Below are 22909 nucleotides of genomic sequence, written 5' to 3' on the forward strand. Positions count from 1 at the left end.
AATCCCGGCCCCCCTGCGGGGGGCCCTCTTCCCCGCCCATCCCCCTTTTTCCCGGCACTGCCGGGGTTGGGGTAACTATGCCCGGCGCGGGGCGGACCAGCAGTAAAAGGTATCATCATGGGATTCATACTGAGACGCTTTTCCTTCTATCTGGTCGCCTTTCTGGTGGCCGCCACCATCAACTTCCTGCTACCCAGAGCCATGCCGGGAGATCCCGTCTCCGTCATGTTTGCCCGGGCCGGCGCCATGATGGAACCCGCCGCCCTGGAAGCCCTCAAGGCCACCTTCGGGTTCGTGGACGGCCCCATCGGCACCCAATTTCTCACCTATGTGAAGAGTGTCTTCACCTGGGATCTCGGCACCTCGGTGCGCTACTACCCCCAACCGGTCGCCGACGTGCTCGGCCGCGCCATCGGCTGGACCCTGTTCCTGGTGGGCACCTCCACCATTCTGAGCTTCTCCATCGGTTCCATCGTCGGTATCTTCGCCGCCTGGCACCGGGGCGGGCGCATGGACAGCTTCCTCTCCCCGCTCACCCTGGTGATGCAGGCCATTCCGCCGGTGGTCATCTCGCTGCTGGCGCTCTTCCTGTTCGGGGTGAGCCTGGAATGGCTGCCGATTGGCTACGCCTACAGCCCGGAGATCAAGCCTGACTGGGGCTGGGAGCACATCAAGAGCATCCTGACCCACGCCATCATGCCGGTGGGCACCCTGGCCATGGTGCAGGTGGGGGGCTTTCTCATCACCATGCGCAACAACATGATCAACCTGCTCGGCGAGGACTACATCACCATGGCCAAGGCCAAGGGGCTCTCCAGCAACCGGGTGATCTTCAACTACGGCGCCCGCAACGCCATCTTGCCGAGCGTCACCGCCCTCTCCATGGCGCTGGGCTTCGTCATCGGCGGATCCCTCATCACCGAGGTGATCTTCAACTACCCGGGACTGGGTCTGACCCTCTATCAGGGCATTCTGGCCCGCGACTACCCGCTCATTCAGGGGCAGCTGCTCATCATGACCATCACCATGCTCAGCTTCAACTTCCTGGCCGACGTGCTCTACGTCTTCCTGGATCCCCGTCTGCGTACCGGAGGCAAATAAGATGCGCATGCCGACTATTCTGAAAATCCTGCTGGGCAACAAGAAGGCCGCCTGCGGCCTCTTCATCGTGGTCAGCTTCGTGCTGATGGCGCTGTTCGCCCCGCTGCTGGCCAGCTACGAGCCGACCAAGCGGGTCTCCCGCCCGCACCAGCCGCCCAGTGCCGAGTACGTGATGGGCACCACCCGCATGGGTCACGACATCTGGGCCCAGTTCACCAACGGCGCCCGCATCTCCCTGATGGTGGGGTTCGGTGCCGGCATTCTGGTGTGCGCCCTCGCCATCACGGTCGGCATCACCGCTGGCTACTTCGGTGGCGTCATAGACGAGTGCCTCACCTTCCTGATGAACGTGGTGCTGGTGATCCCCAACCTCCCCTTGCTGCTGGTGCTGGCAAGCTTTATCGGGGAGGCGTCACCGACGGTGATCGCGCTCATCATAGGCTTTACCTCCTGGGCCTATGGCGCGCGCGTCATCCGGGCCCAGACCCTGGCGCTGCGCGAAAAAGAGTTCGTCATCGCCGCCGAGGTGCTGGGCGAGCCGGCCTGGCGCATCATCCTGGTGGAAATTCTGCCTAACCTCATCTCCATCATCGGGGTGAGCTTCATCGGCTCCATCATCTACGCCATCGTCACCGAGGCGACCCTGGAGTTCCTCGGCCTGGGCGACCCCACCGTGGTGAGCTGGGGCATCATGCTCTACAACGCCCAGACCTCCAGCGCCATCCTGGTCGGCGCCTGGTGGGAGATCCTGGCCCCCTGCTTCGCCATCGCAACGCTCGGTGCCGGCCTGGCCCTGCTCAACTTCGCCATCGACGAAATCGCCAACCCGCAGCTGCGCTCCCACAAGGGGCTCAATCGCTGGAAGAAACTCGCCGCCCCCGTCACCACGCCGGTGCCGGCCGTACAGGAGAAGACAGCATGAGATCGCAACAACCCCTGCTGTCGGTACGCAACCTCTGCGTCGACTACATCACCGAGAACGGCGACGTGCGCGCCGTCAACTCGGTCAGCTTCGACATCGCCCCCGGTGAAGTGTTCGGCCTGGCCGGCGAGTCTGGCTGCGGCAAATCCACCGTCGCCTTCTCGGTGGCGCGGCTGCACAAGCCGCCCGCCTACATCAGCGCCGGCGAGATCCTGTTCAAGGGGGAGAACATCCTCCACTACGGCGACGAACGCCTGCGATCCTATCGCTGGCAGCAGGTGTCGGTGGTGTTCCAGTCCGCCATGAATGCGCTCAACCCGGTGCTGCGCATGGAGGAGCAGTTCTGCGACGTGCTGCTGGCCCACAACCCGGGGCTGACCCGCTACGAGGCGATCAAGCGCGCCCAGGAGCTGCTCGCCATCGTCGACATCCACCCGAGCCGGCTCAAGGACTACCCGCACCAGTTCTCCGGCGGCATGCGCCAGCGGCTGGTGATCGCCATCGCCATGGCGCTCAACCCTGAGCTGCTCATCATGGACGAGCCGACCACGGCGCTCGACGTGGTGGTGCAGCGGGAGATCCTGCAGAAGGTCTATGCGCTGAAAGAGAAGTTCAACTTCTCCATCCTGTTCATCACCCACGACCTCTCCCTGATGGTCGAGTTCTGCGATCGCATCGGCATCATGTATGCCGGTGAACTGGTGGAGGTGGCGCCGGCCAAAGCGATCCTGACCGCGCCGCTGCACCCCTATACCAAGGGGCTCGGCAACTCCTTCCCGCCTCTGCACGGCCCAAAAACCGTGCTGGAAGGGATCCCGGGCACCCCGCTCAACCTGCTGGAGGTGCCGGTGGGCTGCCGCTTTCAGGCCCGCTGCGCCAGGGTGCACGAGCGCTGCCGCCAGCAGTACACCAAACTGGCCGAGATCCGCCCCGGCCAACAAACCGCCTGCCACCTCTATGAGGCGCAGGATGAGCAACAAGATCCCCTGATCTATCTGGACAAGGCCGCTGGCTGTTAAGGATGTCTGTCATGCAAATCGCCCAAACCGACGCCCCCATCATCGAAGTCCAGCACCTCTACAAGGACTTCCCCGTCAACTCCAACGCCATCAAGAGCGGCAAGATGCGGGCCCTCTCGGACATCACCTTCAACCTGCACCGGGGCCGCGCCCTGGCAGTGGTGGGGGAGTCCGGCTCCGGCAAGAGCACCATCGCCAAGATCATCGCCAAGATGTACAAGCTCTCTGGCGGCCGCATCCTCTATCGTGGCCGCGATCTGGAGGAGTTCAACAAGGGCACCGCCCTGCTCGACTACCGCCAGAGCGTGCAGATGGTGTGGCAAGATCCGTTCGGTTCGCTGAACCCGACCCACACCATCTACCACCACATCGCCCGTCCCCTGCTGCTGCACAGCAAGGTGATCGACAAGAAAGATCTGCCCGACATGGTCTACGGCCTGCTGGAGAAGGTGGGGCTCACCCCCGCCAAGGCCACCGCGGCCAAGTACCCGCACCAGCTCTCCGGCGGCCAGCGCCAGCGGGTCAACATCGCCCGCAACCTGGCGGTGGAGGCCGAAGTGGTGCTGGCGGACGAGCCCACCTCCATGCTCGACGTCTCCATTCGCATCGGTATCCTCAACCTGATGGAGCAGATGAAGGATGAGCTCGGGGTCTCCATGCTCTACATCACCCACGACATCGCCACCGCCCGCTACGTGGCCGAAGATCTGGCGGTGATGTACGTGGGGCACATGGTGGAGTGGGGCGAGGTGGACGAGATCCTGCACCACCCCCAGCACCCCTACACCCAGCTGCTCATCTCGGCGGTGCCGGACCCCGAGAAGAGCATCCACGCCGAGCTGGAGGGGGGCCGCAAGGGGGAGATCCCGCTCTGGACGCCGGAGTCCTGCGGCTGCCCGTTTGCCGGGCGCTGCAATCAGGCGATGCCCCGCTGCAAGGAGACCCTGCCCCCCATCAGCAAGCTCGCCGACAACCACTTCGTGCGCTGCTACCTCTACCAATGACAGATTGGCCGGACACGGCGTCCGGCCACGCCTCGCCACGGGGCCGTCAGGGCCCCGCAATGTGCCTCGCCACGCCAGGCGAGCCACAGGAGTAAGACGTTGATGGAACTCTTGATCAATCAGGTGGGTTACCAGTGCGACGGGGAGAAGATCGCCCTGTTGCAGAGCGACACCGACCTCGATATCCGCGGCCACCTCAGGCTGCTGCGCCAGGATGACGAGCGCATCCTGCTGGAAGTCCCGCTGCAGCCGGCCGGTCAGGTCGAGGGCTGGCAGGGCCGCCACTACTGGCGCGCCGACTTCTCCCCCTGCAAAGAGCCCGGCTACTACCGGCTGGAGGCCCTCATCCAGACGGGCGCCAAGGAGCGCATCGTGCGCACCGCCCCCTTCACCATCGGCCAGGAACTGCTGGCGAGCCGCTGCCTCTCCGACGTCATTCACTACTTCAAGGGGCAGCGCGCCAGCGGCACCTTCGATCGGGCCGACCGCAGTGCCCGCCTGTTTGGCAGCGACCAGCGCAAAGACGTGCACGGCGGCTGGTATGACGCCAGCGGGGATGTGAGCAAGTACCTGAGCCACCTCTCCTACGCCAACTACCTCAACCCCCAGCAGACCCCCATGGTGGTCTGGGCCCTGCTCAAGTGCCGCGAGCTCTTGGCCCCGCGCCAGGACATCGACGGGGTCAACCTCTGCAAGCGGCTCAACGACGAGGCGCTGCACGGCGCCGACTTTCTCTGCCGGATGCAGGATGAGTCGGGCTTCTTCTACATGACCCTGTTCGACAAGTGGAGCAAGGATCCCGCCCAGCGTGAGCTGTGCGCCTACGCCACCCAGCAGGGGCTCAAGTCCGCCCACTGGCAGGCCGGTTTTCGCCAAGGGGGCGGCATGGCCATCGCGGCGCTCGCCCGCGCCGCCCGCGAGAGCGTCAGCGGCGACGTTGATGCCAGCCGTTACGCCGAGGCGGCCCGCCGCGGCTACCTGCACCTGCGTGAACACAACCTGGCCTATCTGGATGACGGGGTCGAGAACATCATCGACGACTACTGCGCCCTGCTGGCCGCCATCGAACTGACCCGCACCTTGGGCCCCGAATGGCTGGCAGAGGCCAGAGTGCGGGCCGACAAGCTGTGCGCCCGCCAGCGCCCGCACCCGGAGCTCGGCCACTACTGGTCGGCCAACGAGGATGGCTCGCGCCCCTACTACCACGCCGCCGAGGCGGGCCTGCCGGTGCTGGCGCTGCTGGAATATCTCGCCATCGAACCGGATCCGGCGCGCCAGGGGACGGCCCAGCGCGTCATCGAACAAGCGCTGGCCGCCGAGCTGGCGCTTTGCGCCCGCCCCGGCAACCCGTTCGCCCTCGCCCGCCAGTATGTGAAGGGGGTCGATGAGGCGCCTCGGGTGAGCTTTTTCATGCCCCATCACAACGAGTCGGGCTACTGGTGGCAGGGAGAGAACGCCCGGCTGGCGTCGCTGGCCGCCATGGCATTTGCCGCCGCGGCCCAGCTGCCGCGCCAGTGCAAGCCGCTACTCACCTTCGGCCAGCACCAGCTCGACTGGATCCTGGGACAGAATCCCTTCAATGCCTGCATGCTGGCGGGCCATGGCAGCAACAACCCCGCCTACACCGCCGGTTATCCCAATGCGCTGGGGGGGATCTGCAACGGCATCACCGCCGGCTTCGATGACGAGGCGGAGATCGCATTCATTCCAGAGGCGTACAAGGATCGGCTGGATCAGAACTGGCGCTGGGGCGAGCAGTGGATCCCCCACGCCGCCTGGTTCGCCCTGGCCATCACTTGGCAGAATGCGCAGGGAAATGGAGGTCGACATGATTGAGTACTGGGTCGGGGTCGATGGCGGCGGCACCCACACCCGTGCCCGCATTCGGGATCGGGCCGGCAAGCTGCTCGGCGAGGGGCGCGCCGCCGGCTCCAATCTGGAGCTCGGCATCGCGCTCGCTCACGGCAACGTGCTGGCCGCCATCGAGCAGGCCCGTATCGAGGCCGGCCTGGCTGAGGATGCCCAGCAACGGATGGGGGTCGGGCTGGCGCTCGCCTCCGCCGAGCTGGCCGACTGCTATCACGCCATGCTGACCATGCCCTTCCCCTTTGCAAGCGTGCGGCTCACCTCCGACGCCTTCGGTGCCTGCCTGGGCGCCTTTGGCGGCGAAGAGGGGGCCATTCTCATCGCCGGCACCGGCTCGGCCGGGCTCATCTATCGCCACGGCCAGCTGCACACCTGCTCCGGCCGCGGTTTTCCCATCTCGGATCTGGGCAGCGGCGCCTGGCTGGGGCTGCGCGCCATCCAGCAATCCCTGCTCTGCCACGACGGCATCCTGCCCCCCAGCACGCTGGCCATCCGCTTGCTCGATCACTTCAAGCGGGATCAGGCCGAGGTGGTGCGCTGGGCCGCCCGCGCCATTCCCGCCGACTACGGCCGCTTCGCCCCCTGGGTGTTCGATGCCGCCAGCGACGGCGACGAGCTCGCCTGCCAGCTGCTGGATGAGACCTGCCAACAGCTGGCTACCCTGCTGGAGGGGATGCGCCAGCTGGGCGCCGACCGGATAGCCCTGCTCGGCGGCATCGGCATGCGCCTAGCCCCCCGCCTAGCGCACCTGCCACTGGTCAGCCCCGCTGCCGACGCGCTGGAGGGGGCCATCCTGTTTGCCCGCTCGGAGGCCTACCCGTGTCTGCATCCCTGAACCTGTCCCCATCCACTCCACCCCAAAGTGCGGGCCTGACCCCGGTCTGCCCGCTGCGGGGGGTGCCCATGTCAGCCCTTCGGCTCCCGGCCGGGGTTGACCAATACCACAAGGACGCTGTCTGGCTGTTCGTCCCCTTCACTCCATCAGAGGAATTTTCATGTCTGCACCCCTGATCCACACCCAGGTCGACCGACGCGACGGTGACGACGTCTGGTTTCGCTTCAGCCTGAGCCAACTGCCGGATGCCCCCTGGAAACTCCACTTCTGCCTGGCCCGCCACATCGACCCCGGCTCGGTAGAGGGGGGGGAGCTGGAGCGCCAGAGCGGCAGCTACAAGGTCTTGATCCCGCAAACGGGGGCCAGCGAGCTGTGCTTCTGCTGTCGCAACACCCCCATCAAGCGCCTCTCCGACATGCCGCGCGGCTTCTTCCTGAGCCTGCCCCAGGCCAACGGCGGCCCCCAGCTGATGCCGGTGGAACTGACCGGCGAGGAGCTGGGCCTGCCGCAATCCGCCGCTGCGGCGCCGGATCTACCCGAGGTGGAGCCCCTCGCCGGCATCGTGCCCCAGCCGGATCGGCTGTTGCTGCTGGAGGGCAACTTCCGGCTGGCGGAGCGCGCCCACGTCAGCGGCCCGAGCCCCCTGCTCGGCCCGCTGCTGGCCCACTTCAACGAACTGACCGGGCTCGCGCTGGCGCAGGATCACGACGCCGAGATCCGGCTGGTTGAAAGCGGGCTGGGCCCGGAGGCCTACCGGCTGACCATCACCCCGGAGGAGATAGTGATTGCCGCCAGCGGCGAGGCGGGCTGGCGTCACGGCCTCGTCAGCCTGGCCCAGTGGTATCTGCAGCACGGCGAGAGCCTGCCCTGCATCGAGCTCAGCGATGCACCGCGCTTCGGTTTTCGCGGCATCTTTCTCGACTGTGCCCGCCACTTTCACTCCCTCGCCACCCTCAAGCGCCTGCTCAAACTGATGAGCCTCTACAAGTTCAACCGCTTCCACTGGCACCTGACCGATGACGAGGGGTGGCGACTCGAGATCAAGGCCTTCCCCCAGCTGACCGAGCTGGCCGCCTGGCGCGGCCACGCCCTGCCGGTGGGGCCCCAGCTCAGTGGTGGCCCCGAGCCCTACGGCGGCTACTACACCCAGAGCGAGGTGCGCGAGCTGGTGGCCTACGGCGCCGGGCTCGGCATCACCATCATTCCGGAAATTGACATCCCGGGTCACTGCCACGCCGCCATCAAGGCGCTGCCCGAACTGCTGGTGGAGGAGGCCGACCGCTCCCGCTACCTGTCGGTGCAATATTTTGACGACAACGTGCTCAACCCGGCGCTGCCCGGCACCTACCGCTTCCTAGAAGCCGTGATGGACGAGGTGTGCGAACTGTTCCCTGGGCCGCTGGTGCACATGGGAGGGGACGAGGTACCCGCCGGGGTCTGGACCGACAGTCCCGCCTGCCAGCAGCTGATGAAGCAGCAGGGGTATCAGGATTGCCGCGAGCTGCAGGGCCACCTGCTGCGCCACTGCCAGCAGTACCTGGCCGGCAAGGGCAAGCGGATGCTGGGCTGGGAGGAGATTTTGCACGGCGACAAGGTGAGCCGGGACGCCACCATCTTCGCCTGGACCAGCTTCCAGGCCGGGCTCGACGCGGCCACCGCCGGTTATCCGGTGGTGATGGCACCGGCCCAGCACCTCTATCTGGATCTGGCCTGGAGCCAGGACATCCATGAACCCGGCCTCTACTGGGCGGGTACCCTCAATCTGGCGCAGGTCTACGCATGTGACCCGGCCCCAGCCGATTTCCATGCCAACGATAACATCCTGGGGGTGTTGAGCCCCTTATGGTCGGAGCTGATCACCTCTCGCGATCGCCTCGACTATATGTTGTTCCCGCGCATGCTGGCGACCGCCGAGGTGGCCTGGAGCGATCCCGCCCGCAAGGCGTGGGAGCACTTCGCCGCCCGTCTGCCGGGCCAGCTGCAGATCCTCGACCAGCTTCAGGTGCGTTACCGGGTACCACAGAGGTAGTGTTATCTTTTTTCCTTGGCGGCCCGATGGCCGCCTTTTTTTTACGATTCGCCAACAAAACATCAACTTGCCCCTACCATTCATCCGCCATTGTTGGCAAAATTCAGCCCCCTATGAAGCCGGTCTGCCGCCTGCTGGCGCGAGCCTGCAGCCACCTCCAGATCTGCCACAATAACAACGACAAAGTTATCAACAAGAACATCGGAGCGTATTCCTATGGCCCGCAGAGACGTCCATACCCTGGACAGCGAAGTGGAGTTTCCTGCCGACGAACAACTGGTTTCCACCACGGATCTGCGCGGGGTGATCACCTACGCCAACCCCGCCTTCTGCCGCATCGCCGGCTACCCCGTCGAGGAGCTGGTCGGCCACAATCACAACCTGGTACGCCACCCCGACATGCCCAAGGCCGCCTTCGCCGATCTCTGGGCCCGCCTCAAGGAGGGCAAACCCTGGCGCGGCATGGTGAAGAACCGCTGCAAGGATGGCCGCTACTACTGGGTCGATGCCTATGTGACCCCCATCTACGAGGGCAACCGGATCAGCGGCTACCAGTCGGTGCGCTGCAAGCCGGATCCCCAGCTCAAGCGCATCGCCAGCCAGACCTACCAGGCCCTGCTCAAGGCGGAGCGCGGCACCAGCAGCCGCCTCCCCTCCCTCACCCGTGCCCGCCTGCCGCTGCTCGCGCTGTTGCTGCTCGGCCTGCTGGGCTGGGCCGCCAGCAGTCAGGGCCCGACGACCGCCCTGCTGATGTTGCTGCCCCTGCTGCTCATCGGCGGTGCCTACTGGCGCGAGCTCTTTGCCCTGCCGCTCTATCTGCAGCAGCTGGGCCGCGAATATGACAGCCTGACCCGGCTGGTCTACTCAGGTGACGGCCCCGGCGCCATCGCCGACTTTCACATCAAGATGCTGCAGGCCCGCATCCGCACCGTGCTGGGCCGGGTCAACGATGCGACCAATCCGCTGCAGACCCTGGCCACCAACCTGAAACTGGCCTCCCATCAGGCCTGCCTCGACATCAACGAGCAGGATGCCCAGACCCAGCAGATGGCCGCCGCCATGACCCAGATGGCCAGCACGGCCCACGAGATTGCCCGCAACATCCAGGACTCCAACGGTCAGGTCAGCGAGGCCCGCAGCCGCTGCCAGCACACGGACAAGCAGCTGGCCCAGACCGAGCAGCGCATCGAGCAGCTCGCCAGACAGGCGGAGCTCGCCTTCAACTCGGCGGTGGAGCTGGCCAGCGAGTCGGAGCGGATCGGCAGCGTGATGGGGGAAATCCAGGGCATCGCCGACCAGACCAACCTGCTGGCGCTGAACGCCGCCATCGAGGCGGCCCGGGCCGGCGAGCAGGGGCGCGGCTTTGCGGTGGTAGCCGACGAGGTGCGTACCCTGTCGACCCGCACCCACAAGGCGACCGAGCAGATCCAGGGCAGCATCCAGCAGATCCAGCACACCCTGGGCCGCTGGAAGGGGATGATGCAGGAGAACCTGCAGCAGACCCGCGAATGCGCCGAGATGACTCGCCAGGGCTCCAGCAGCCTGCATACCGTGCTGCAGGAGATCGAGCTGGTCACCGAGTTCTCCACCCAGATCGCCGCCGCCGCCGAGCAGCAGCAGACGGTGGTGGAGGACATCAGTCGCAGCATCAACCAGATCTCCGAGTACTCCCACGCCAACAGCCAGAAGATGCAGGAGGTCGACGACTCCAGTCAGGAGCTGCTGGAGCGGGCCAAGCAGCTCAAGGGGCTCAGCCAGACCTTCGGTTGACACATTTGCCAGCCACCCGACAGAAGCGCCACAATGGCGCTTCTGTCGTTATTGACGAGTGATCCGGATGAGAATGGAATCGACCCCTGCCCCGCTGAACAAGGTTGCCCGCATCGAGGCGATCCTCGCCCTGATCCCGGCCGGTCGCGTGGTGAGTTACGGCCAGGTGGCGGATCTTGCTGGGCTGCCCGGTCGGGCCAGGCTGGTGGGCAAGGTGCTGCGGGAGACCGACAAGGTGCTGCCCTGGCACCGGGTGCTGGGCGCGGCGGGCACCATTTCACTGCCCAAGGGGTCGGCAGGCTTCGATAAACAGGCGGGATTGCTGCAGGAAGAGGGGGTGCCCGTGATTGGCGGGCGGGTCAGGATGCGGGAGTGGCAGTGGCAGCCCGACCTCGCCGAGCTGCTGTTTCTCCTGCCCTTTTGACGATGGCGGCCCGCCTCACCGGGTGATGGGGGCCAGGATCTCGTCGCTGCGCACCTGCACCGGGATGGTTTCGTACTCCCGCTGCAGCAGCACCAGCAGACTCTGCTTGTCTACTTCCAGCACATAGGCGGTTCCTTCCCGGGTCAGACAGGTCATTCCCGGCCGGATCTCGTTAATCTCCATCACAACCTCCGTGTCCAGCGCTGCCATCCTTGCAGCGGTTTCAGTATACCGCCATCCGAAAACAAAAAGGCCCCTGCGAGGGGCCTCTTTCATCAGAGTGTGAACTGCGCTCAATCACGCCTTCTTCGACTTGGCCAGGCTCTCCTGCCACTTGCCGTTGTCGTAGTGCGCCGTCCAGCCGGTCGCCTTGCCGTTGACCTCGGTCATCACGTACTGCTCCTTGGTCTTGCGACTGAAGCGCACGATGGCGGGGTTTCCGTCAGGATCTGACGCCGGGGCATCGGCCAGATACTGGTGCTTGGGCGACAGACGCTCCTTGAAGCGCTTGAGCTCTTCCACCAGCGGCGCACGGGTCTCGCGGGATTTCGGGAAGTTGCTGGCAGCCAGGAACAGGCCGGCCGCCCCGTCACGCAGCACGAAGTGGGCGTCGGACTGGGTGCACTTGAGCTCCGGCAGCGGGACCGGGTCTTCCTTCGGCGGTGCGATATCACCGTTTTTCAGGATCTTGCGGGTGTTCTTGCAGGTGTCGTTGGTGCAACCCATGTACTTGCCGAAGCGGCCGTTCTTGAGCTGCATCTCGGAGCCGCAGCGGTCACACTCGATGCTCGGCCCTTCGTAGCCCTTGAGCTTGAACTGGCCTTTTTCGATTTCGTAGCCATCGCAATCCGGGTTGCGACCACAGACGTGCAGCTTGCGGCTGTCGTCGATGATGTAGGCATCCATGGCGGTGCCACACACGCCACAGCGGTGCTTGGCACGCAGCGCCTCGGTTTCGGCCTCTTCACCGTCGGTGGCGGAGACGAACTCGTCGGCGGAGACCAGGTTGATGGTCTTCTTGCAGCGCTCTTTGGGCGGCAAGGCGTAGCCGGAACAGCCGAGGAACACCCCGGTGGTGGCGGTACGGATGCCCATCTTGCGGCCGCAATCCGGGCAGTCGATGTCGGTCAGCACCATCTGGTTGGCACGCATGCCCCCCTCTTCCGGCGCCTTGTCCGCTTTCTCCAGCTCCTGGGTGAACTCGGCGTAGAAGGCATCCAGCACCTTCTTCCACTCCAGGCTCCCTTCGGCGATGCCATCGAGCTTGTCTTCCATCTTGGCGGTGAACTCGTAGTTCATCAGCTCGACGAAGTTTTCCACCAGCCGGTCGGTGACGATCTCACCCATCTTCTCGGCGAAGAAACGGCGGCTCTCGACCCGCACATAACCACGGTCGACGATGGTGGAGATGATGGAAGCGTAGGTAGACGGACGGCCGATGCCGCGCTTCTCCAGCTCGCGTACCAGCGCCGCTTCGGTGAAGCGGGCGGGCGGCTTGGTGAAGTGCTGGCGCGGATCCAGCTTGACGAGTTTGAGGATCTCGCCGACGGTCACCGCCGGCAGCTGGCTGTCTTCGCCCTTGCGGCCCATCGGCGGCAGCGCCTTGGTCCAACCGGCGAAGCGCAGGGTGCGACCGCGCGCCTTGAGCTCGAACTCACCCGCCTTGACGGTCAGGGTGGAGGAGTCGTACTGGGCCGGCGTCATCTGACAGGCGACAAACTGACGCCAGATGAGGTCATAGAGCCGCATGGCGTCGGGCTCCATCCCTTCCAGCATCTCGGCGGTCACCAGCACGCTGGAGGGGCGGATCGCCTCGTGGGCCTCCTGGGCATTGGCCTTGGCGCCGTACAGGTTTGGATCGCTCGGCAGGTAGGCGGCACCATACTGCTCGCCGATGTATTCCCGCACCGCCTCGACCGCCTCTTTGCTGAGGTTGGTGGAGTCGGTACGCATGTAGGTGATGTAACCCGCTTCATAGAGACGCTGGGCCATCATCATGGTCTTCTTGACCCCGAAGCTCAGCCGGGTAGAGGCTGCCTGCTGCAGGGTGGAGGTGATGAAGGGGGCGGACGGCTTGGAGCCGGTCGGCTTGTCTTCCCGGTTCACCACCTTGTAGTCGACCCCTTCCAGGGCGGCCACGGCGGCGAAGGTCTCGGCCTGGGTCACCGGCTTGAAGTCGGCGCCGTTGCGGCTGACCACTTCCATCCGCAGATCGCTCTTGTCGGCGGTCAGCAGATCGGCGTTGAGATCCCAGAACTCGACCGGTACGAACGCCTTGATCTCACGCTCTTTATCGACGATGAGGCGCACTGCGACGGACTGTACCCGACCGGCGGAGAGGCCGCGGGCCAGCTTCTTCCAGAGCAGCGGAGAGACCATGTAGCCTACCACCCGGTCGAGGAAACGACGGGCCTGCTGGGCATTGACGCGGTGAATGTTCAGCTCGGATGGCTGGGCAAACGCCTCCTGGATGGCGGTCTTGGTGATCTCGTTGAACACCACGCGCTTGTAGCGGCTATCGTCGCCGCCGATGATCTCGCGCAGGTGCCAGGCGATCGCCTCTCCCTCTCTATCCAAGTCGGTTGCGAGATAGATGGTGTCGGCCTTCTCGGCCAGACTCTGCAACTCGCTGACCACTTTTTCCTTGCCGGGCAAAATCTGGTAGTTGGCCTGCCAGCCTGCGGTCGGATTGATCCCCATCCGTGAGAACAGGGTATTGCGATCCTTGGCAGCCTTCTCTGCTTCGCTCAGCTTGATGCCGCGAATGACAGGTTTTTTGGGCTCGTTGCTGGCGCTGCCGCTGGTGGGCAGATCGCGCACATGACCGACGCTGGATTTCACCACGTAGTCCTTGCCCAAATATTTGTTGATGGTCTTGGCCTTGGCCGGAGACTCCACTATGACCAGTGATTTGCCCATGCTGTAACTATTATCCTCATTGCACCCGACGGGGTTGGTGTGCGGTTTTGTGGGGCTGTATAAGAGATTTGACGGGAAAAAGCAATCTTGTGAGCAAATTTGCCCGGCAGCCCGAACCACTTTGTTTCTTTATTTATTAATGCGAAGCCGAGCCGCGGGAAGCAACCGCTTTTTTATTTTTATGCTATATCCACCCTCTTTTTATATTTGAAACGACATAACCAACCGCTCTTGTAACATAACAAACCAGTTTCGTTATCAGCTTGTTACAAAAGACAAAATCTCCTTATAATGGCTGCATCCCGCAGCATTGTGCGCGGAAGGAACCGCTACCCATATAAAAATCGAAAGGATGTACTCAATGAAGCACTTCGAGGTCAACTTCGACGGCCTGGTCGGCCCGACTCACAACTATGCCGGCTTGTCCTATGGCAACGTCGCCTCCCAGAACAATGCCAAGGAGGCGTCCAATCCGAAGGAGGCGGCCAAGCAGGGTCTGCGCAAGATGAAGGCACTGACCGAGCTCGGCATGACCCAGGGAGTGCTGGCCCCCCAGGAGCGACCGGATCTCGCCACCCTGCGCCGCCTGGGCTTTACCGGCAACGATGCCAGCGTGCTAGCCCAGGCCGCCAAGCAGGCCCCCGCCGTGCTGGCCGCCTGCTATTCGGCCTCCAGCATGTGGACCGCCAACGCCGCCACCGTCTCCCCGAGTGCCGATACCCAGGATGGCCGCATCCACTTCACCCCCGCCAACCTGACCAACAAGTTTCACCGTTCCCTCGAACCCGAGGTGACCGGCCGCATCCTGCGCGCCGTGTTCAACAACGACCGCCACTTCTATCACCATCAGCACCTGCCGGAGAACGACCACTTCGGTGACGAGGGGGCCGCCAATCACACCCGGCTGTGCCGCGCCTATGGCGAGTCCGGGGTCGAGCTGTTCGTCTATGGCCGCAGCGCCTTCGACGTCTCCCAGCCCGCCCCCAAACGCTACCCGGCCCGCCAGACCCTGGAAGCCAGCCAGGCCATCGCCCGCCTACACGGCCTGGGGGACGAGAGCGCGGTCTTCATCCAGCAGAACCCGGACGGCATCGATCAGGGGGTGTTCCACAACGATGTCATCGCGGTGGGCAACCAGAACGTGCTGTTCTTCCACCAGCAGGCGTTTCTCAATACCGCCTCGGCGCTGGCCGAGGTGCGCACCAAGTTCGGCGACGGCGAGCTGCACTTTATCGAGGTGCCGACTGCCGAGGTGTCGGTGCAGGATGCGGTGAAGTCCTATCTGTTCAACACCCAAATCCTCACCCTGCCTTCCGGCGAGATGGCGATCATTGCCCCCACCGAATGTCGCGACAACCCGGCGGTGTCCGCCTATCTGGCCAAGCTGGTGACCCTGGGGACCCCGATCAAGGGGGTGCACTACATGGACGTGAAGCAGAGCATGCGCAACGGCGGCGGCCCCGCCTGCCTGCGGCTGCGAGTGGCCATGAACGACACCGAACTGGCCGCGGTCAACCCGGCCTGCCTCATCACCGACAGCCAGTTTGCCCGCCTCGATGGCTGGGTCGATCGCCACTACCGCGACAGCCTGGCACTGGATGACCTACGGGATCCGGCGCTGGTCATGGAGTCCCGCACCGCGCTGGACGAGCTGACCCAGATCCTCAAGCTCGGCTCCGTCTACCCGTTCCAGCGCTGAGACGCGCCATCGGCCTGCAGCGCCGACCCCATGAAAAAGCCGGGCAAGTGCCCGGCTTTTTTATTTGGTTTTACGTTGCCCTGACTCAGTGCCAGGGGCCCTGCTGCCACAACCGACCAAGACCGGACTCCAGCGCCACGGCGGCCTGCTGACCGAGCTTCTGGGTCAGGCTTTTTGGCTTGCTGTAGCGAATGCCGACCACCTTGTGCTGGCTGGCCTGGGCCAGCAGATAGTCATCGCTGGTGCAGAGGCTGTCCACCAGCCCGAGCTGCTTGGCCTGGCTCGCCAGCCAGTGCTCGCCGGTGGTGACGCTGTCGATGTCGAGGTTGGGTCTGTGCTCGGCCACGAATGCCTTGAAGCGCTCGTGGATGGCGCCCAGCTCCTCGCGAAATTTCTCGCGCCCCTGATCGTCGTTCTCGCCGAACATGGTGATGGTGCGCTTGTACTGACCGGCGGTGTGCATCTCGAACTCGATGTCGTGCTTTTTGAGCAGCTTGTTGAAGTTCGGCAGCTGGGCGATCACCCCGATGGAGCCGACGATGGCGAACGGCGCCGCCAGGATCTGATCCGCCACGCAGGCCATCATGTAGCCGCCGCTCGCCGCCACCTTGTCGATGGCCACGGTCAGCTTGATGTCACGATCCCGCAGTCGCTGCAACTGGGAAGCAGCCAGGCCGTAGCCGTGTACCACGCCGCCGCCGGATTCGAGCCGCAGCAGCACCTCGTCGCCCGGCTGGGCAACCCCTATCACGGCGCTCACCTCTTCACGCAGGGAGGCCACCTCCTTGGCATCCATGCTGCCGTGAAAATCGATGACGAACAGCCGGCTGCGGGCATCTTCGCTCTTGGCCCGCGCCTTGTGTTCGGCCTTGCGCGCCTTCTCCAGCTGCTTGCGCTCCGCCTTGCCGGCCAGCGCAGCCTGCAACTGGTGACGTCCCTGCTCCAGCTCGCTGGAGAGATCGGTCACTACCAGCTCCCCCTTGCGGGATTTGGGCTGGCGGCTGCTCACCACCATCAGGATGACGGCGCCGATGGCGAGCAGTAGGGTGAGGGTCTTGGCCAGGAACAGGCCGTATTCGGTCAAAAATGCCACTTGATGCTCCACTGGTGTGCCCCGGGGGGACGATTTTTTCACATTCTAGGGAGTTTGCCCGGTGTGCGCAAAAACTCTGCGTCAACCCGTCAAAAATGCCAATCGACAATCACAACCCCTCTGATTTATTCACATTTTTGCCATCTCATACTGGTCAAACGCCGTGCGGGATCAGTACACTTGCCCCTCTATTTGCCGCGCGCATCTGCCACGAATTGTTAACAGGAGTTGTCATGTTCAACTATCAGGCCCCCCGGGATCTGCTCAAGGACAAGGTCATTCTGGTCACGGGTGCCGGTGACGGCATCGGCCGCGAAGCGGCGCTCACCTATGCGGCCCACGGCGCCACCGTGATCCTGCTCGGCCGCACCAGCGCCAAGCTGGAGGCGGTCTACGACCAGATTGAGGCGGCCGGCCACCCGCTGCCCGCCATCGTGCCGGTGGATCTGAAAGGGGCAACCAAGAGCCACTACCTTGGCATGGCCGAGACCTTCGCCCAGCAGTTCGGCCGCCTCGACGGCGTGCTGTTCAACGCCGGCCTGCTCGGCACCCTGTCACCGTTCGAACACATCCAGGAGCAGGAGTGGGACGAGGTGATGCAGGTCAACGTCAAATCCGAATTCCTGCTGACCCAGGCGCTGCTGCCGCTCATCCGCCAGACTGCCAAGGAGCAGGGCGATGCCTCCATCGTCTACACCTCCTCCAGCGTGGGCCGCAAGGGCCGCGCCTACTGGGGCACCTATGCCATCTCCAAGTTCGCCATCGAAGGGATGATGGAAGTGCTGGCGGACGAGCTGGAAAATACCGGTGTGCGGGTCAACACCCTCAACCCGGGCGGCACCCGCACCAAGATGCGGGCCAGCGCCTTCCCGGCCGAAGATCCGATGAACCTCAAGACCCCGGCCGACCTGATGCCGCTCTATCTCTATCTGATGGGCGCGGACAGCCGGGGCAAAACCGGCCAGACCTTTGTGGCCCAGCCCAAATAAATCAACAAAATAACCGCAACCCTGCGCCGCATGGGGTTACATTCAATAGGGTGCCGTCGGCACCCTGTTGCAACATCCGCTCCCTTATCAGGTTGAGATATGTTTCGTCCCAAGAGCACGTTTGAGCAATGGCGGATCTTTCAGGCCGTGGTGGACTGTGGCGGCTACGCCCAGGCCGCCGAGGCACTGAACAAGAGCCAATCCTCTCTCAATCATGCGGTAGCCAAGCTGCAGCAGAGTCTGGGTGTGGCTCTGCTGGAGGTGAGAGGGCGCAAGGCGGTATTGACGCCGGCGGGTGAGATCTTCCTCAAGCGGGCCCGTCAGCTCAGCCAGCAGGTAGAAGAGCTGGAGAATCTGGCCAACAACCTGGAGCGGCAGTGGGAGCCGCAGATCAACCTCTATGTGTCGGTGTTGCAGCCGCGCGATCGACTCTATCGGGCGCTGGCCCACTTCTATCCCCGCAGCCGGGGTTGCCGGGTCAATCTGCACGAGCGCATCCACTGCCACTTCAACGCCCTGCAGGTGGGGGATCTGATGCTCTCCGAGCACCTGCCCCACGATCGCACCGGCCTGCCGCTGGACGAGGTGTGCCTGCTGCCGCTCTGCTCGGCCGAGCACCCGCTCGCCACCCAGGGGGGCGCCATCGCCGCCGAGGAGCTGGCCAGCCACAACCAGATCAGCCTGCATCCCCCCATTCACCGCTCGGTGGACTGGAACGACGCGGACGACACCGGCTGGAAGGCGACCCACTACCACGAGGTGATCGCCATGCTCAAGCTCGGCCTCGGCTACGCCTGGCTGCCGCGCCACCTGGTGCAGGAAGAGCTGACAAGCGGCGCCCTGGTGCCGCTGGATCTGGCGAGCGGCAACGAGCGCCACCTCTATACCTATCTGCTGACTCCGTCGGCCGACGCCCTGGGCCCGGCCACCGAGCTGCTGCTGCGCTGCCTGCGCAACGAATACCAGAACGACAACGACCGCTAGAGCGCCTCCCCGCCGCCATCAGACATTGAGGCGGGCCGACCCGCTCGCCTCACCCCCTCCGCTTTCAGACGTTCGGCACCCGCCAGCAGGCGGCCAATGCCAGCAGCGCCAGGCCCATGGCCACCATGAAGACCCCGTGGAAGCTCCAGATCTCCGCCACAGTCCCGGCGATAGCCCCCGCCATGATGGAACCGGTGCGGATGCTGTTGGCGAACAAGGTGGTCGCCACCCCGGCGCGACCCGGCATCAGATCCTGGAAGTAGGACATGCCGATGCCGGCGACGATGCCGATGAAGATGGCGTTGAGCAGTTGCAGCGCAATGAGGGCATGCTGGCTCGACAGGGTCACCAGCCCCACGTAGAAGCCGACTCCGGCCAGCACCGCCAGCAGCATCATGGGGCGCTTGCCAAAGCGCTGGGTGTAATGGCCCGCCAGCAGCATGAAGGGGATTTCGAGGGCCGCCGCCGTGCCCATCAGCACCCCGGCCAGCTTCTCCTCCAGCCCCAGCTCGCGGGTGATGTAGAGCGGCATGTTGATGAGGTACATGCTGTTGCAGGTCCACATCAGGGTGGAGGCGATGAAGAGCGCCCGCACCGACGGATCCCGCCAGCTGCTGACCCGCTCCACCTCGCTGTCCATCACCGGCAACGGCAGCGAGGGCAGCCAGCGCCACACCACGAAGGCGCAGAGCAGATAGGCCACTGCGGAGGCGAGGTACATCACCTCGAAGCCGTAGCCGATGGCCAGCGCGAAGGCGATGGGCGGCCCAATCACCCAGGCCAGCGAGAACTGGGCCCGCAGCACCGAGCTGAACATGTCGGCCCGCTTGTTGCGGCTGTCGGCGTATTCCCGTGCCAGCGCGAACAGCTGGGGGCTGGCGGTCGCCGCCAGGCTCGCCAGCAACACCCCCAGGCTCACCAGCAACCAGTACTGCCGGTTCCAGGCAAACAGCAGGGAGAGCACCACGCCGGCGAAGCAGCAGCGCAGGATCAGCCGCTTGCGATCCCCCTTGTTGTCGGAGCGATGGCCCAGCCACTGGCTGATGAGGATGCCGATCACCGCGTTGACGGTATAGAAGAGCCCCACCAGGAAGGGGCGCACCTGCACCTCCTCGGCCAGGAACAGGCTCAAGGTGGGCACCTGCAGTGCCACCGCCACCCCGGTCATAAAGGTCACGGCCAGAAAAGAGAGAGAGACGGGATCCGTCCTGTTGCGAGCGGCGGTCAGCAAGCGCATAGAATTACCACTGATTGGAGGGAAGAAAACTGGCCAAAATTCGGCAAGTGCATGAAATGGCGTCGCTTATTTTATGTCATTATCAAGAGCCACCTCAAGGCTTGCGACCCCGTCCCCGACCCCGTACAGTGAAAGCCCACTGGCCAGCATAAGGATTTCACATGTTTGATTTTGACCGGGAAATAGATCGCAGCGGCACCATGAGCCTGAAATGGGACAAGTACAAGGGACAGGACGTGCTGCCCATGTGGGTTGCCGACACCGACTTCGTCTCCCCCCCTGCCGTCATCGAGGCCCTCACCCAACGGGTAGCCCACGGCATCTTCGGCTACTCGCGCCCCTCTCCCCGGCTGATCGAACTCATCATCGCGCGGCTGGCCAGCCGCTATGGCTGGACCATCCAGCCCGAGTGGATCGTCTTCCTGCCTGGGGTGGTGCCCGGTCTCAACCTCGCCTGCAAGGCCTGGAGCCAGCACGGGCGCGGCATCATCACCCCCAAGCCGGTCTACTACCCCTTCCTGCAGGCGCCGGGCTTCAACGACCGGCCGCTGCTCACCGTGCCCATGGTGGAAGAGGCCGGTCGCTGGGTGCTGGATATCGAGGAGCTGGAGCGCCAGGCGCCGGCGGCGGATCTGCTGCTGCTGTGCAACCCGCACAACCCGGGCGGCACCGTGTTCACCCGCGAGGAGCTGCTGGCCATCGACGCCATCGCCGAGCGCCACAACCTGGTGATCTGCTCCGATGAAATTCACTGCGACCTGCTGCTGGACAAGGACGCCCGCCACATCCCCTACGGCGCCATCAGCCCGGCGGCGGCCGAGCGCTCGGCGGTGATGATGGCCCCGAGCAAGACCTTCAATATCGCCGGGCTCTGCTGCTCCTTCGCGGTGGTGCCCAATGCCCGTCTGCGCCTCAAGCTGCAGCAGGCGATGCGCGGCATCAGTGCCGACGTCAACCTGCTGGGCTTCGTGGCGGCAGAGGCGGCCTACGAAGGCGGCGAACAGTGGCTCAGCGAACAGCTCGACTACCTGGCCGCCAACCTGGCCCTGATCGAACAGGCGGTCGCCCGCTGGCCCGGTATCAAGCTGGCGCGCCACCAGGCCACCTACCTCGCCTGGATCGACATGAGCGCACTCGGGCTGGACGACCCCATCGCCTTCTTCGAACAGGCCGGGGTGGGGCTCTCCCCCGGTGCCCAGTTTGGTGACGGCCAGTTCGTGCGGCTCAACTTCGGCTGCACCCGAGCTCGCCTCGTCGAGGCGCTGGCCCGCATGGAGAAGGCCATTCTGGCGCGCTGATCACGCGCTTTCTCCCCCATGGCCTCGCCATATGGGCCGTGGCGGGGCCGGCAGCAGCCGGCCCCGCAATATATTGAAGTCAGCCAGATCCGTATCCGATCGCAATAGGGTATATTTTGGCGACATGCCGCCACGGCCCCGCAACCCGGGATGTCGATGGCGCCAAGTACGGTACAGTGCCGCCACCAGCAGCTGGCGCGGCGAATGCCAACCGGGATGGGCCAGCCCCATCCCTTTTATCAGCCATTGATCCGGTTCACTATGCCCCAACCAGCCTTGCACCCTCTGCCGACTCTGCTTCGCCGCACCCTGCCATGGCTGGCGGCGGCCCTGGCGCTGCCCCTGCAGGCAGCCACGCCTGCCTATCTCACCATCGGTACTGGGCCGCTCAACGGCGTCTACTACCCGACCGGTGGCGCCATTTGCCGGCTGCTCAATGAAGAGACGGCCAGCCATGGCCTGCACTGCTCGGTGCAGAGCACCTCCGGCTCCCTTGCTAACCTGAAGGCGCTGCATCAAGGGAAAGTGCAGCTGGCGCTGGTGCAGTCCGATGTGGTGCACCATGCCGCCCACAGCACCGGCCCCTTCATGGATCAGGCGCCCGACGACCAGCTGCGCAGCCTCTATCGGCTTCATCAGGAGTCGCTGACCCTGCTCGCCAGCGCCAACAGCAACATCAACACCCTGGCCGACATCGAGGGAAAACGGGTCGATCTGGGCAACCCGGGCTCCGGCGAGCACATCACCAGCCAGGCCCTGCTCGATGCCATGGGCTGGCAGGCCAAGAGCTTTGCCCCCGTCATCCCCGCCGCGGCCAACAACCGGCTGGAGGGGCTCTGTGACGGCACTCTGGACGCCGCCTTCGTGGTGGCAGGCCACCCCAACCAGGCCATCGGCGATCTCACCGGCCGCTGCAAGGCACGCCTCATCCCCATCGAAGGGGAGCAGGTCGACGCGCTGCTCAAACAGCATCCCTACTATCAGCGCAGCCGCATCGGCGCCAACCTCTACCCGGGCCAGCCGAGCGGCGTCAACACCTTCGCCGTCACCGCCGAGCTGGTGGCGCTGGCCAGCCTGCCGGAGGACGAGGTGCGCACCGTGCGCGACGTGTTGAGCGGGCGACTCAAGCAGTTCACTCGCCTCCATCCGGCCCTCACCGCCCTCACTCTGGAGGGGATGCAGGGCGAGGCGGAAGTGCCGCGCCACGCCGGCATGGCGGATGCCGCCCCCACCCTGCAGCCCGAAGCCCTGAACCCGGCTCCGGCCACCTCGGAGGCCCTGGCAACCTCAGCGGCGCAGCCCACCGAAGTGGAACACCCCGCCGGTGAGGATGCGAAACAACCTGCCGGCGAGACGGGCGCCCCCTCCCCGGAAGGTACGCCCGCCACCTCGTCCGGGCAGACCCCTGGCGCCCTGCTGCCAACCCCCTCGGCAGCCACAACTACCGAGCCGGGCGCAAGTAGCGTGCTCGAAGGGGCCGCCGTGGAGCAGGGCGGCAAGCTGACGGGCACGGCCGCGCCAAGCCCCTCTGCCGTGATGAGCGGGGAACAACCCGCCTCGCCGGCCCCCGCCGAACCGGCATCGACAGCACCGGCACCGGCCACACCAAGCGCCGCCTCACCGACCGGCAACGGCGTGCCAGCCAAGTAAGACCGTCAAACAGCCACAACGACAGAGGCCACCCAAGGGTGGCCTCTTTTTGTTTCGATATTGGGTGGGC

General features: G+C 64.9%; 18 protein-coding genes. 14 read left to right on the top strand and 4 right to left on the bottom strand.

Features of this window, described 5'->3' with window-relative positions; translation table 11 throughout:
- Positions 1 to 117 precede the first annotated feature (117 nt).
- The 9 genes from ACPW75_RS13580 to ACPW75_RS13620 all read left to right on the top strand — a co-directional run bounded on the left by ACPW75_RS13580 (position 118) and on the right by ACPW75_RS13620 (position 10970).
- A complete protein-coding gene (locus ACPW75_RS13580) occupies positions 118 to 1101 on the top strand; it encodes an ABC transporter permease (protein ID WP_011706883.1) in 984 nt (327 codons plus the stop codon).
- Between the two features lies 1 nt (position 1102).
- A complete protein-coding gene (locus tag ACPW75_RS13585; protein WP_011706884.1) occupies positions 1103 to 2023 on the top strand; it encodes an ABC transporter permease in 921 nt (306 codons plus the stop codon).
- Positions 2020 to 3042 carry an ABC transporter ATP-binding protein gene (locus ACPW75_RS13590; RefSeq protein ID WP_077096091.1) on the top strand — a complete coding sequence of 341 codons (1023 nt, stop codon included), beginning with the start codon at positions 2020 to 2022 and terminating at the stop codon, positions 3040 to 3042. The genes ACPW75_RS13585 and ACPW75_RS13590 overlap by 4 nt, the downstream gene beginning before the upstream one ends.
- Positions 3043 to 3053: 11 nt before the next feature.
- Positions 3054 to 4046, top strand: coding sequence for an ABC transporter ATP-binding protein (locus tag ACPW75_RS13595; protein ID WP_077096090.1), 993 nt, complete (start codon positions 3054 to 3056; stop codon positions 4044 to 4046).
- Positions 4047 to 4148: 102 nt separating this feature from the next.
- Positions 4149 to 5882 (top strand): glycoside hydrolase family 9 protein, encoded by a 1734-nt coding sequence (locus ACPW75_RS13600; protein WP_077096089.1) that lies wholly within the window; start codon positions 4149 to 4151, stop codon positions 5880 to 5882.
- Entirely contained in the window at positions 5875 to 6747 is an 873-nt protein-coding gene (locus ACPW75_RS13605) for a BadF/BadG/BcrA/BcrD ATPase family protein (RefSeq protein ID WP_043163593.1), read from the top strand. The genes ACPW75_RS13600 and ACPW75_RS13605 overlap by 8 nt, the downstream gene beginning before the upstream one ends.
- Before the next feature lie 160 nt (positions 6748 to 6907).
- The gene (locus ACPW75_RS13610; RefSeq protein WP_029299458.1) at positions 6908 to 8776 is read left to right on the top strand and encodes a beta-N-acetylhexosaminidase; all 1869 of its coding nucleotides are present in this window, start codon (positions 6908 to 6910) and stop codon (positions 8774 to 8776) included.
- Positions 8777 to 8992: 216 nt separating this feature from the next.
- Complete coding sequence (locus tag ACPW75_RS13615) at positions 8993 to 10546, top strand: methyl-accepting chemotaxis protein (protein ID WP_077096088.1); 1554 nt, start codon at positions 8993 to 8995, stop codon at positions 10544 to 10546.
- 67 nt (positions 10547 to 10613) lie between these two features.
- The gene (locus tag ACPW75_RS13620) at positions 10614 to 10970 is read left to right on the top strand and encodes an MGMT family protein (RefSeq protein WP_024944134.1); all 357 of its coding nucleotides are present in this window, start codon (positions 10614 to 10616) and stop codon (positions 10968 to 10970) included.
- 15 nt (positions 10971 to 10985) lie between these two features.
- Here ACPW75_RS13620 and ACPW75_RS13625 read toward each other — a convergent pair whose 3' ends face one another.
- Positions 10986 to 11153, bottom strand: a complete 168-nt coding sequence (locus ACPW75_RS13625; protein WP_005303277.1) for a hypothetical protein — start codon at positions 11151 to 11153, stop codon at positions 10986 to 10988.
- 114 nt (positions 11154 to 11267) lie between these two features.
- The gene (gene topA, locus ACPW75_RS13630; RefSeq protein WP_077096086.1) at positions 11268 to 13889 is read right to left on the bottom strand and encodes a type I DNA topoisomerase; all 2622 of its coding nucleotides are present in this window, start codon (positions 13887 to 13889) and stop codon (positions 11268 to 11270) included.
- Positions 13890 to 14250: 361 nt separating this feature from the next.
- Here topA and astB point away from each other — a divergent pair, with 361 nt between their 5' ends.
- The gene (gene astB, locus ACPW75_RS13635; protein ID WP_077096085.1) at positions 14251 to 15588 is read left to right on the top strand and encodes an N-succinylarginine dihydrolase; all 1338 of its coding nucleotides are present in this window, start codon (positions 14251 to 14253) and stop codon (positions 15586 to 15588) included.
- An 85-nt stretch (positions 15589 to 15673) separates the two neighbouring features.
- Here astB and sohB read toward each other — a convergent pair whose 3' ends face one another.
- Complete coding sequence (gene sohB / locus ACPW75_RS13640; RefSeq protein WP_077096084.1) at positions 15674 to 16681, bottom strand: protease SohB; 1008 nt, start codon at positions 16679 to 16681, stop codon at positions 15674 to 15676.
- A 233-nt stretch (positions 16682 to 16914) separates the two neighbouring features.
- Between sohB and ACPW75_RS13645 the strand changes: the two genes are divergently transcribed.
- Together ACPW75_RS13645 and ACPW75_RS13650 are read left to right on the top strand one after the other, a co-directional pair.
- Complete coding sequence (locus ACPW75_RS13645) at positions 16915 to 17670, top strand: YciK family oxidoreductase (RefSeq protein WP_016351568.1); 756 nt, start codon at positions 16915 to 16917, stop codon at positions 17668 to 17670.
- A gap of 99 nt (positions 17671 to 17769) precedes the next feature.
- Entirely contained in the window at positions 17770 to 18654 is an 885-nt protein-coding gene (locus tag ACPW75_RS13650) for a LysR family transcriptional regulator (protein ID WP_077096083.1), read from the top strand.
- 64 nt (positions 18655 to 18718) lie between these two features.
- On the opposite strand, the gene ACPW75_RS13655 is transcribed toward ACPW75_RS13650, so the two are convergent.
- Entirely contained in the window at positions 18719 to 19891 is a 1173-nt protein-coding gene (locus tag ACPW75_RS13655) for an MFS transporter (RefSeq protein ID WP_005303290.1), read from the bottom strand.
- A 161-nt stretch (positions 19892 to 20052) separates the two neighbouring features.
- Here ACPW75_RS13655 and ACPW75_RS13660 point away from each other — a divergent pair, with 161 nt between their 5' ends.
- Together ACPW75_RS13660 and ACPW75_RS13665 are read left to right on the top strand one after the other, a co-directional pair.
- Positions 20053 to 21189 (top strand): MalY/PatB family protein, encoded by a 1137-nt coding sequence (locus ACPW75_RS13660; protein WP_039215611.1) that lies wholly within the window; start codon positions 20053 to 20055, stop codon positions 21187 to 21189.
- Between the two features lie 261 nt (positions 21190 to 21450).
- The gene (locus tag ACPW75_RS13665; RefSeq protein ID WP_077096082.1) at positions 21451 to 22839 is read left to right on the top strand and encodes a TAXI family TRAP transporter solute-binding subunit; all 1389 of its coding nucleotides are present in this window, start codon (positions 21451 to 21453) and stop codon (positions 22837 to 22839) included.
- Positions 22840 to 22909: the final 70 nt, after the last annotated feature.

The organism is Aeromonas sp. FL131 (assembly GCF_049860615.1).
Lineage (GTDB): Bacteria > Pseudomonadota > Gammaproteobacteria > Enterobacterales > Aeromonadaceae > Aeromonas > Aeromonas hydrophila.

What these genes read in the sequence shown, in the direction of transcription:
- ACPW75_RS13580 (WP_011706883.1), top strand. Translation starts at nt 118, where the DNA reads ATGGGATTCATACTGAGACGCTTTTCCTTCTATCTGGTCGCCTTTCTG.
- ACPW75_RS13585 (WP_011706884.1), top strand. Translation starts at nt 1,103, where the DNA reads ATGCGCATGCCGACTATTCTGAAAATCCTGCTGGGCAACAAGAAGGCC.
- ACPW75_RS13590 (WP_077096091.1), top strand. Translation starts at nt 2,020, where the DNA reads ATGAGATCGCAACAACCCCTGCTGTCGGTACGCAACCTCTGCGTCGAC.
- ACPW75_RS13595 (WP_077096090.1), top strand. Translation starts at nt 3,054, where the DNA reads ATGCAAATCGCCCAAACCGACGCCCCCATCATCGAAGTCCAGCACCTC.
- ACPW75_RS13600 (WP_077096089.1), top strand. Translation starts at nt 4,149, where the DNA reads ATGGAACTCTTGATCAATCAGGTGGGTTACCAGTGCGACGGGGAGAAG.
- ACPW75_RS13605 (WP_043163593.1), top strand. Translation starts at nt 5,875, where the DNA reads ATGATTGAGTACTGGGTCGGGGTCGATGGCGGCGGCACCCACACCCGT.
- ACPW75_RS13610 (WP_029299458.1), top strand. Translation starts at nt 6,908, where the DNA reads ATGTCTGCACCCCTGATCCACACCCAGGTCGACCGACGCGACGGTGAC.
- ACPW75_RS13615 (WP_077096088.1), top strand. Translation starts at nt 8,993, where the DNA reads ATGGCCCGCAGAGACGTCCATACCCTGGACAGCGAAGTGGAGTTTCCT.
- ACPW75_RS13620 (WP_024944134.1), top strand. Translation starts at nt 10,614, where the DNA reads ATGAGAATGGAATCGACCCCTGCCCCGCTGAACAAGGTTGCCCGCATC.
- ACPW75_RS13625 (WP_005303277.1), bottom strand. Translation starts at nt 11,153, where the DNA reads ATGGAGATTAACGAGATCCGGCCGGGAATGACCTGTCTGACCCGGGAA.
- topA (WP_077096086.1), bottom strand. Translation starts at nt 13,889, where the DNA reads ATGGGCAAATCACTGGTCATAGTGGAGTCTCCGGCCAAGGCCAAGACC.
- astB (WP_077096085.1), top strand. Translation starts at nt 14,251, where the DNA reads ATGAAGCACTTCGAGGTCAACTTCGACGGCCTGGTCGGCCCGACTCAC.
- ACPW75_RS13645 (WP_016351568.1), top strand. Translation starts at nt 16,915, where the DNA reads ATGTTCAACTATCAGGCCCCCCGGGATCTGCTCAAGGACAAGGTCATT.
- ACPW75_RS13650 (WP_077096083.1), top strand. Translation starts at nt 17,770, where the DNA reads ATGTTTCGTCCCAAGAGCACGTTTGAGCAATGGCGGATCTTTCAGGCC.
- ACPW75_RS13655 (WP_005303290.1), bottom strand. Translation starts at nt 19,891, where the DNA reads ATGCGCTTGCTGACCGCCGCTCGCAACAGGACGGATCCCGTCTCTCTC.
- ACPW75_RS13660 (WP_039215611.1), top strand. Translation starts at nt 20,053, where the DNA reads ATGTTTGATTTTGACCGGGAAATAGATCGCAGCGGCACCATGAGCCTG.
- ACPW75_RS13665 (WP_077096082.1), top strand. Translation starts at nt 21,451, where the DNA reads ATGCCCCAACCAGCCTTGCACCCTCTGCCGACTCTGCTTCGCCGCACC.